Below are 316 nucleotides of genomic sequence, written 5' to 3'. Positions count from 1 at the left end.
GCCCCCTCCATGATCCGGCGGCGCGGGGCCCCGGACGCGGCGTCGATCGCCACCGTGACGACCACGACCACGACGAGCAGCACGCCGACCGCCGACCACTGCCGGTACTGCGTGTAGGAGGTGAGCAGGCCACCGATGCCGCCGACGCCGATGAGGCCGAGCACGGCGGACGAGCGGACGTTGACCTCGAACCGGTAGAGCCAGAAGGACCCGAACGCGGGCAGCACCTCGGGCCAGACGCCCCAGCGGAGCACGTGGGAGCCGGACCCACCGGCGGCGCGGACCGCCTCGACGGGACCGCGGCCGATGCCCTCGA

The 316-nt window shown here is 74.4% G+C and carries 1 protein-coding gene; it reads right to left on the bottom strand.

Features of this window, described 5'->3' with window-relative positions; all coding sequences use genetic code 11:
- A partial coding sequence (locus tag KVT14_RS20190) for a PhnE/PtxC family ABC transporter permease (protein ID WP_368858791.1) occupies positions 1–316 on the bottom strand: 316 nt, incomplete at both ends.

It is taken from the genome of Cellulomonas sp. GbtcB1, from assembly GCF_019091725.1.
GTDB lineage: Bacteria > Actinomycetota > Actinomycetes > Actinomycetales > Cellulomonadaceae > Cellulomonas.
Note: the sequence above shows the minus strand (reverse complement) of the source record. Positions and strands in the feature narration are given on the sequence as shown.